Raw genomic sequence first — 8,812 nt, forward strand, 5'->3', positions numbered from 1 at the left:
AACTCATGTCGATCTTCCTCAACAAGGACTCCAAGGTCATCGTCCAGGGCATCACCGGAGGCGAGGGCACCAAGCACACCGCGCTCATGCTCAAGGCCGGCACCCAGGTCGTCGGCGGCGTGAACGCACGCAAGGCCGGCACCACCGTCTCGCACACCGCGGCCGATGGGTCCGCAGTCGAACTGCCCGTCTTCGGCGCCGTCTCAGAGGCCATCGAGAAGACCGGGGCGGATGTCTCGATCATCTTCGTGCCGCCGGCCTTCGCCAAGGATGCGATGCTCGAGGCCATCGAGGCCGAGATCCCGCTTCTCGTCGTGATCACCGAGGGCATCCCGGTGCAGGACAGTGCCGAGGCGTGGGCCGAGGCCAAGGCGAAGGGCGACAAGACCCGCATCATCGGGCCGAACTGCCCCGGGATCATCACTCCCGGTGAGTCGCTGGTGGGCATCACGCCCGCCACGATCACGGGCAAGGGCCACATCGGTCTGGTCTCGAAGTCGGGCACGCTGACCTACCAGATGATGTACGAGCTGCGCGACCTCGGCTTCTCCACCGCCATCGGCATCGGAGGCGACCCGATCATCGGCACCACCCACATCGACGCGCTCGCCGCGTTCGAGGCCGACCCCGAGACGAAGGCGATCGTGATGATCGGCGAGATCGGCGGCGACGCCGAGGAGCGCGCGGCCGACTTCATCAAGGCGAACGTGACGAAACCGGTCGTCGGCTACGTCGCGGGCTTCACGGCGCCGGAAGGCAAGACCATGGGTCACGCCGGTGCGATCGTGTCCGGCTCCGCCGGAACCGCGCAGGCGAAGAAGGAAGCACTCGAGGCGGCGGGCGTCAAGGTCGGCAAGACGCCGAGCGAGACCGCAGCGCTCCTCCGTGAGGTCTACGCAACGCTGTAAGCGCATCGAATCGCATCGAATCGCAGCCGCTTCGCGCAATCGCGGCCAGGTGAACTGGCTGTGGACGCGCGAAGTGGCTGCGGTCGTTGACGCTCATCTCTTACGGATGAACCGCAACCGGCATGGCCATGACGTTGTTGCAGCGTCCTAGAGTGTGTCGCAGCGGTACGGTGTGCCGTCTCGATGCGCGCCACGATGCGGACGAATCGCTGGGCGCAGCGACCGCCGACGTCGTGTGGGGGATGCCATGGCGCGCCTGACCAATCAGCAACTGCAGGAGCAGCTCGAGCAGCTCGCGAGAGCGAACGAAGAACTCGCTCGCGAGGTCGAGGCGCAGCGTGTCGCGGCCGAGCAAGCTCGGGCCGATGTCGATGCAGAGCACGCAGTGGCCGAACAGGCGCGTGCGGACGTCGAGGCCGAGCGGATCAGGTCGGCTGAGGCGATCGAGGCGGCCAGGGTGGAAGCTCTGGCGGAGGCGCGGGCGCAGGTGGATGCCGCGGCCGTGGCGAGCGTGAAGGCTGGCACGGCAGGTGTGGCGGCCGTTAAGACGAAGAAGAAGCGCAGCTGGGGCTGGACGCTGTTGGCGACGGTGCTCGTGGTGGTCGCGTCGCTGCTCGCGCCCGTGTCCGTGGTGTCGAGCTGGGCGCAGCGCGAACTGACGAACACTGACTACTTCGTGAACACCTTCGCCCCGCTCGCGAAGAAGCCGGCGGTACAGAACCTGGTGGTGACGCAGTCGGTTGCCGCGATCGAGGCGAACGTCGATATCAAGGGCATCACCTCGGACGTCTTCACCGGCATCGAGAACCTCGGCCTGCCGCCACGCGCGTCGAGCGCCCTCGGTACCCTGCAGGCGCCGCTCGTTGCGGGCATCAAGAGCCTCATCACCTCGACGGTCACGAGCTTCGTGCAGTCGGATGCCTTCGCCACGATCTGGAAACAGGCGCTCACCACCACGCACACCCAGCTGCTCGCCACCCTGCGCGGTGACAAGAACGCGGCCGTCACCGTCGGCACAGGCGGCCAGATCGGCCTGCAACTCGGACCGATCATCGAGGCGGTGAAGAAGCAGCTCGTCGATCAGGGATTCACGTTCGCGAAGAGCATCCCTGCGATCAATCGGACCATCGTGATCGCACAGTCGAATTCCGTCTCGCTCTACATCGGCCTGTACAACCTCGTGGTCGCGGTCGGCATCTGGCTGCCCTGGGTCGTTCTCGTGCTGCTGGCGGCCGGGGTGCTGGTGGCGCGGCGGCGCACGATCGCGCTGATCTGGGCATCGTTCGCACTCGGCCTCACGATGGTGCTCGTCGGCATAGGGATCTCGGTGGGCAAGACGATCTTCCAACTCTCCGTCGCCGACGTGATACCCGCGGATGCCGCAGGCACGATCTACAGCGGCATCCTGCAATTCGTGCAGAGCATCGTCGTCGCGGTCGCCGTGCTCGCGTTCACGGTGTTCGTGATCGCCGTTCTGTCCGGTCCGTTCAGATGGGCCGCAGCCCTGCGCGGATACGTGAGCTCCGGCTTCGCAGCGGCTCGTCGGGGTGCGGAACGGCACGGCATCAGCACCGGCAAGGTCGGCGATTGGATGTACCGTCAGCGCCTGCTGCTCCGCGTGCTGGTCGGGCTCATCGCAGCAGCGATCGTGGTGTTCGGCCGGCCCCTCACGCCGCCGCTCATCGTCTGGACAGCGGTCATCGCCATTGTCGTGGTCGCCGTGCTCGAGCTGCTCGCCAGGCCACCGGTCGAAGCGGACGAAACGGATGCCGCGACGCCGTTCGCCGCGACCGCCTGACCTCCGCGACTGCTTGACCGTGGCGCCGGCCGGCGTCGGAGCGCTGACAGCTGTCTGTGCCTTGGCGCGCCAGCAGGAATGGGTTCCTCATCGCCGGTAGGGTCGATGCCGCATGAACCGCATCGCCGTCTCCCTTCTCGCCGCGCTCGACGCGGTGATCGCGCTCGGTATCGGCGTGGCGATTCCACTCGTTCCGCTCACGATCATGTGGGGTGTGCAGTTCAACCTCGCCGCCGATTGGGTGACGTTCTGGCGTGCCGCCTGCGACGTGTGGCTGCTCGGCCATGGCGTCGACGTGACCGTCACGCTCGACCCGGCGGTGGCTGCCGGTTTCGGGCTCGGCGGCCAGACCGTGTTCACCGTGACCATCGCGGCGCTCGGGTTCGCCGTGCTGACCGCGCTGCTCGGATCACGCACCGGACGCCGGGCCTGGGCGACCCCGCACGCGATCACGGCGTCCGTGACCGGGGTCGTGGTGTTCGCCGTGCTGTCGACCATCGTCACGTTGAGCGCGCACACCGGGCCGATCGTGCCGTCGCTGCTGCAGGGCGCGATCCTGCCGGCCGGGGTCTTCGCGCTCGGAATCGTGATCGGGCTGGCCGCGGCAGAGACACACGATCGCGCGGACACCGGGCTCGCGGATCACGGCGCCCGGGATCACGAGCCCGGCGGGCGGGCATCCGTGCCGTGGCCGGTGAGCAGCTGGAGTCCGTCGACGCGCGCTGTGCTCGCTGCGTCGCTGAGGGGCGCGGTCGCGGCATCCCTGCTGATCGTGGCTGTCGCAGCCCTGTTCCTCGCCGTGCTGATGGCGGTGCGCTACGGCAGGATCGTGGCCCTCTACGAGGCACTGCAACCCGGCGCGCTGGGTTCGGCCGCGCTCACTCTCACCCAGCTGGCACTGCTGCCGAACGCCGTGATCTGGACGGCTTCGTGGCTCGCCGGTCCAGGCTTCGCGCTCGGCACCGGTTCGTCGGTCGATCCGACGCAGACGCTGGTCGGCCCCCTGCCGAACGTGCCGCTGCTCGGAGCGCTGCCGCAGAGCGATCCGGCGTTCGGGCTCATCGGCGTGCTCGCACCCGTTCTGTGCGGCGTGGCCGCCGGCATGCTCACCAGGCAGCGACTGAACCCAATGTTCGCCCCACGCGCCCTTCGCCTGTCCCGTCAGGATGACTGGAGCACTGGTCGACTCGCACTCGTCGTGCTCGGAACGGCTGTCGGCTCCGGCGCGATCGTCGGCCTGCTCGCCTGGTGGTCGGCCGGCGCGATCGGACCCGGCCGTCTTCAGCACGCCGGACCCAACGGACTCCTCATCGCCGGTGCCGTCGCGCTCGAGGTGCTCGTGGGCGCGGCGATCGGCATCGCCCTTCGTCGGCAGAGCGACGACGCAGAGCCGCATCTCAGCCTGCGCGAGCGCAGGACCGTGGCGCAGTCGACGGCATCCGACACCGCACCGATTCCGCGTCTGGGTGCAAAGGAGCCGTGGTCGTGATGACCGCCTTGCAGTCCCATCTTGACGTTGCGGCAGCCCTGTAGCGGCACGAAGAGCCAGTCGCTTCGGCCCTCGCGGTGTGCTCAATCGAGCACTCGCGCGCCGGTAGGCTTGGGGGGTGCTGTCGCTCGTCGTGCTGGTCTCAGGCCAGGGATCCAACCTGCGCTCTCTGCTCGAGGCATCCTCCGATGCGGAGTTTCCGGCCAGGGTCGTCGCCGTCGGCAGCGACCGCGACGATGCAGGTGGCCTGCAGGTGGCAGAGGAATACGGCATCCCGACGTTCACTGTGGCGTTCTCGTCCTTCGACAGCCGGGAGGAGTGGGGCGACGCCGTGCTCGAGCAGATCGTGCAGTGGCGGCCCGACGTGGTCATCCTCTCGGGGTTCATGCGACTCTTCCCGTCGCGGGTGGTCGATGCGCTCAGTCCGAACATGATCAACACCCATCCGGCGTTCCTGCCGGAGTTCCCCGGTGCCCACGGGGTGCGCGACGCGCTCGCCGCCGGCGTCTCGCAGACCGGGGCGAGCGTGATCGTCGTCGACAACGGTGTCGACTCCGGCCCGATCATCGCCCGCGAACGCGTGCCGGTTCTGCCCGACGACACGGAGGGCAGTCTGCACGATCGCATCAAGGTCGTGGAGCGCCGCCTGCTCATCCAGGCAGTTCTCGACATCGCCAACGGACACATCGACCTCAAGGAGCTGGCCACAGCATGAGCGCACCGCACGCCGCAGATCCGAGCCTCTACCGCGAACGCGACGTCATTCCCGTGCGTCGTGCGTTGCTCTCAGCCATCGACAAGACGGGCATCGTCGAGCTGGCGGCGACGCTGAAGAACGCCGGCGTGGAGCTCGTCTCGACCGGCAACACGGCGCGCGTCATCCGCGAGGCGGGCCTCGACGTCACGGATGTCTCCGATCTCACCGGATTCCCCGAATCGCTCGGCGGGCGCGTCAAGACACTGCACCCGGCCGTGCACGCCGGCCTGCTCGCCGACCTGCGCCTCGAGGACCACGAACGACAGCTCGCCGAGCTCGGCATCGCACCCTTCGAGCTCGTGATCAGCAACCTGTACCCGTTCGCGCAGACGGTCGCCTCGGGCGCCGATGCGTCGGAGATCGTCGAGAACATCGACATCGGCGGCCCGGCCATGGTGCGCGCCTCCGCGAAGAACTTCGCGAACGTCGCCATCGTCACCTCGCCTTCCCGCTACGCGGAGGTGGCGGATGCCGTCGCTGCCGGCGGCACGACGCTCGCGTTCCGCACGGCGCTGGCCCGCGACGCCTTCCGCCACACGGCGAGTTACGACGTCGCCGTCGCCTCATGGCTGGGCAGCACGATCGCCGCCGACGACGAGGGCACCGGATTCCCGGCGTGGGTGGGCGCGACCTGGCAGCGCGAGGCGTCGCTGCGCTACGGCGAGAACAGCCACCAGGGCGCTGCACTCTACGAGAGCGTGGGCGGCAACGGCATCGCACAGGCCGAGCAGCTCGGCGGCAAGGAGATGTCGTACAACAACTACGTCGACGCGGATGCCGCCTTGCGCGCCGCCAACGACTTCGCGTCCCCTGCCGTGGCGATCATCAAGCACGCGAACCCCTGCGGCATCGCGGTGACGGGGGAGTCCGACGACATCGCGGATGCCCACCGCAAGGCGCACGAGTGCGATCCGCAGTCCGCGTTCGGCGGCGTCATCGCCGCGAACCGCACCGTCACGCTCGCGATGGCGCAGTCCGTGAAGCCGATCTTCACCGAGGTGATCATCGCGCCGGACTACGAGGCTCAGGCACTGGAGCTGCTGCAGACGAAGAAGGACCTGCGCATCCTCAAGCTGCAGCCCGGCTTCGCGCTGCCGGCCGTCGAGTACAAGCAGCTCTCCGGCGGCATGCTCATGCAGGTCTCCGATCACCGGTTCACGCCGGCTTCGGAGTGGACTCTCGTGTCGGGCGAGGCAGCGGATGCCGCGACCCTCGCAGACCTCGAATTCGCGTGGACCGCGTGCCGGGCCGTCAAGTCGAACGCCATCCTGCTCGCGTCGGGCGGGGCGTCGGTCGGCGTCGGCATGGGGCAGGTGAACCGCGTCGACTCCTGCGATCTCGCCGTCAAGCGCGCGGGTGACCGCGCTGCGGGATCGGTCGCGGCGTCGGATGCCTACTTCCCGTTCCCCGACGGCGCTGAGACCCTGATCGCTGCAGGCGTGAAGGCGATCGTGCAGCCGGGCGGATCGATCCGTGACCAGCTCGTGATCGACGCAGCGAAGGCCGCAGGCGTCACGATGTACTTCACAGGCGAGCGCCACTTCTTCCACTGACGACTGAGGCGAGAGCGGAGGACGCTTGCGTGCTCTGCCGAGCCGATGGAGTCAGTCGGGCGCGAAGCGCACGCACTGATCCTCCCGCCGGTTGGGGAGCGCGCCGCAGGCACGCCTATCGAAAGCCCCGTTTGAAAGTCAAATAATGCGAACCCCGAGCTCGAGGTTCGCATTATTTGACTTCGAAACGGCCTTTGGGGGACCGAAAACGTCCTCGGGAGGTCTGACGGGGGAGGGGCGTCTGCGGCGACCGCGGCGCGCTCAACCGGCGGAGGCGCGGGGCCGCCCCGCTCCACCAGGTAGACGTGGACGAGGGCGAGAACGACCTCTCCGTCCTCGTTCTGAACGGTCACTCGCTCGTCGATGAGACCGTGTTCCGTTCGGGTCGCATGGTCGCGCTTGTCCACGATTTCGGCGCTAGTGGTGACGGTGTCGCCGATGAAGACCAGACGCACGAAGCGCACCCTGTCGTACCCCTAGCTCATCGACCGGGGATTGATGTCGACTGCGTGGCGCACCCGGGCACACAAAGAGGTGAACTCCGATGCATGACCGTCCCGCGCGCATGGTGATGATCGACGCCCACCAGCATGTCTGGGACCTTCGGCGGAGCCCGCAGCCCCTGCCGTTCGAGGGCAGCTGGTTCCCCGACGCCTTCGTCGGCTCGATGGGGGTGCTGCAGAGGTATCTCGAAGGGTCGATCGCGACGCTTCCGACCTCGGTCGACGACGTGCAGCACACGATGGCGATCGTCGAGGCCGCGTACGACTCGAACGAGCGCGGCGGGGTGGTGCCGCACAACCTGAACTGACCCCCCACTTCGGGGGAACCGGCGGCCGCTGCGACGCCCCGAGTTCGGCGGCCTGCCGCGCGACACGCCGCTGCGGCATATGACGAGCGGATGCCGTCGCGAGCGTCAGGCGGAAGAAAGTCGTTGCACCCCTCTTGAGCCTGGGTCTAGCGTCACCGATGTCGGCTCCATGGGGTCGCGGTGTTCGGGTCACCGCGGATGGAGTTCTTCAGCTCGGGGTAGCCGTGACAGGGCGAAAGCGCATGTCGACGGATCGGGATACCGGTCACGTCACTTCACGCGCACCTGCACGCCGCCGGTCGGCAGTCGTCGTTTTCGCGGCGGTGATCAGCGCTTTCGCGCTCGCCCTCGCGCAGTCCGTGGTCACGGGTCCGGCATTCGCCGACTCCGCGGCACCCGCGACGCACACCATCACGGTGCACGTCCAACTGCCACCGCAGCCCGCACCGGCACCCGCGCCGACTCCGACGACGACAACGACGACTACTCAGGCGCCGGCGCCGGTCGTCACCCAGCAGGTGGTGCAACAGGTCGATCCCTCGTTGCTCGCGGCGCTGCTGGCGTCGTTGGCAGCTTCGCAGCAGAGCGTTCCGGCCACGATCAGCACGCCGAGCCACAGCACCTCTGGGCACACCACGTCGCCGTACGGGTCGAACTGCCACATGACCAAGGGCGGCTCGACGCCGACCTCGACCCCGACCCCGACGACCACCGTCGATCCGACGACGAACACCGTGACGAGTTCCTCGTCGACCAGCACGTCCAGCAGCACGCTGGTGTGCGGGCCCGGCACCACCGGTCCCACCTCGGTGGGCGGTTCGACGCAGACGGGGGACCCCTCGTCGACGCCGACTCCCACTCCGACGCCGACCCCTACTCCGACCTCGACCCCCACCCCTACGCCGACGCAGACCAGCGATCCGACGCCGACGCCCTCCTCGAACCCGGGCAGCACCGACACCCCGAGCAGCGACTCGACTCCTGAGCCGAGCGCCGACGGCCGTGTCGTGTTGCACGGCGGCCTGGGTGCATCGCTCGGATTCGCATTCGTGTTCGATGCGACGGATGCCTCGACGCCGGCCGATCCCGCGGGCTCCACTCCCGCCGCCACCGACCAGCCGACGCCGAGCGCGGCTCCGACGAGCGCCGACTCGACGGGGACGGACCCGGCCACGGCCGCCACCGACACCGGCGCGACCAGCGCGCCCCCGGCGAGCGACGCGGGCCAGGGTGACGGCTCGACCGGCGCACCGTCGGTGACCGGGTCAGACTCAAGCGGCGCAGGCGCCGGGGCGACGGACCCGTCGACCCAGCAGTCCTCGCCGTCGGGTGACGCCGGCTCGTCGACCTCCGGGGCATCCGGCGGCTCGACCCCTGCAGCGGGCGGCACGGCATCGACCGACCCGTCGACGCAACCTTCGACCGACGGCGCGTCCGCGGCGGGCACGACCAGAGCCGCAACGCAACAGGCCGCCGCGCAGTCGTCGGCCTCGACT

Annotated in this window: 7 protein-coding genes; 6 read left to right on the plus strand and 1 reads right to left on the minus strand. The window is 68.8% G+C overall.

Annotated features, from left to right (window positions below; translation table 11 throughout):
* The first annotated feature begins 5 nt into the window (after window positions 1–5).
* The 6 genes from sucD to MJ603_RS04820 all read left to right on the plus strand — a co-directional run bounded on the left by sucD (window position 6) and on the right by MJ603_RS04820 (window position 7,316).
* Window positions 6–908, plus strand: a complete 903-nt coding sequence (sucD, locus tag MJ603_RS04795) for a succinate--CoA ligase subunit alpha (RefSeq protein WP_243062504.1) — start codon at window positions 6–8, stop codon at window positions 906–908.
* A 247-nt stretch (window positions 909–1,155) separates the two neighbouring features.
* A complete protein-coding gene (locus MJ603_RS04800) occupies window positions 1,156–2,706 on the plus strand; it encodes a hypothetical protein (protein ID WP_243062505.1) in 1,551 nt (516 codons plus the stop codon).
* A gap of 112 nt (window positions 2,707–2,818) precedes the next feature.
* Window positions 2,819–4,195 (plus strand): DUF6350 family protein, encoded by a 1,377-nt coding sequence (locus MJ603_RS04805; protein ID WP_243062506.1) that lies wholly within the window; start codon window positions 2,819–2,821, stop codon window positions 4,193–4,195.
* A 118-nt stretch (window positions 4,196–4,313) separates the two neighbouring features.
* A complete protein-coding gene (gene purN / locus MJ603_RS04810) occupies window positions 4,314–4,910 on the plus strand; it encodes a phosphoribosylglycinamide formyltransferase (RefSeq protein ID WP_243062507.1) in 597 nt (198 codons plus the stop codon).
* Window positions 4,907–6,505 carry a bifunctional phosphoribosylaminoimidazolecarboxamide formyltransferase/IMP cyclohydrolase gene (gene purH / locus MJ603_RS04815; protein ID WP_243062508.1) on the plus strand — a complete coding sequence of 533 codons (1,599 nt, stop codon included), beginning with the start codon at window positions 4,907–4,909 and terminating at the stop codon, window positions 6,503–6,505. Before purN ends, purH begins: the two co-directional genes overlap by 4 nt.
* A 544-nt stretch (window positions 6,506–7,049) precedes the next feature.
* Window positions 7,050–7,316 carry a hypothetical protein gene (locus MJ603_RS04820; RefSeq protein WP_243062509.1) on the plus strand — a complete coding sequence of 89 codons (267 nt, stop codon included), beginning with the start codon at window positions 7,050–7,052 and terminating at the stop codon, window positions 7,314–7,316.
* 487 nt (window positions 7,317–7,803) lie between these two features.
* Here MJ603_RS04820 and MJ603_RS04825 read toward each other — a convergent pair whose 3' ends face one another.
* Entirely contained in the window at window positions 7,804–8,763 is a 960-nt protein-coding gene (locus MJ603_RS04825) for a hypothetical protein (protein ID WP_243062510.1), read from the minus strand.
* Between the last annotated feature and the right edge of the window lie 49 nt (window positions 8,764–8,812).

The sequence above is a fragment of the Humibacter sp. RRB41 genome, from assembly GCF_022761015.1.
Lineage (GTDB): Bacteria > Actinomycetota > Actinomycetes > Actinomycetales > Microbacteriaceae > Humibacter.